The 689-nt window shown below is 70.8% G+C and carries 1 protein-coding gene; it reads right to left on the bottom strand.

Translation table 11 applies throughout. The features are described from left to right. Positions 1-689, bottom strand: a 689-nt coding sequence (locus tag D3227_RS40540) for a condensation domain-containing protein (protein WP_245452173.1), incomplete at both ends; no start/stop codon positions are given.

Genomic DNA, 689 nt, shown 5'->3' on the forward strand with positions numbered 1-689 from the left:
CCGCTCCTCGGCCGGCAGGATGTCGAGCTCGCGCACCGGCGTATTCGGAGCTCGCTCCAATGCCTCCGCCAGCTGTTCGAGCGCCCGCTGCATGTAGCCGCACACCCGATCCGCAGAGATTGGCTCCGCCACCTGCGCGGTCAGGCCGAGCGCCTCGCCAAAATCCTCTACCGAAAGGGTCAGCGGATAGTTGGTGCGTTCCTCCCCGCCCAGCCATTCCATGCCCGACAGGATATCATCCGTGCCGGAGCCGGCCATGGCCGCCGGCGTGTTGTGGCGGTAGTTCAGCAGCGCGCTGAACAGCGGCGCCGGTGCCGCAACGCCGCTGCAGCGTTGCGCCTGCGCCAGCGAGGCATGCTCGTGCGCCAGCAGCTCGGCAAGCCGCGCGTGCGTGGTGCGCACGCTCGCCTCGACCCCGCTGCCGTCCAAGTCAAGCCGCACAGGCAGGGTGTTGATGAACAGGCCCAGCGCCCGCTCGGCGCCTGCACCCGCATGCATGCGACCGAACAGCACCGTGGCGAACACCACCTGCTCGCGCCCGCTGCTCAGCGCCACCACCTGGCCCCAGGCCAGATGGCAGAGGCTCGCCAGGCTCACCCCCAGCCGCCGCGCCTGGGCCCGCAGCCGCTCGTTCAGCGCCTGCGGCAGCATCCGTTGCGCCTCGCCAACCCCGCTGCCGTCGCCATGCA

Source organism: Mesorhizobium waimense (assembly GCF_003601975.1).
In the GTDB taxonomy this organism is placed as follows: Bacteria; Pseudomonadota; Alphaproteobacteria; order Rhizobiales; family Rhizobiaceae; genus Mesorhizobium; species Mesorhizobium waimense.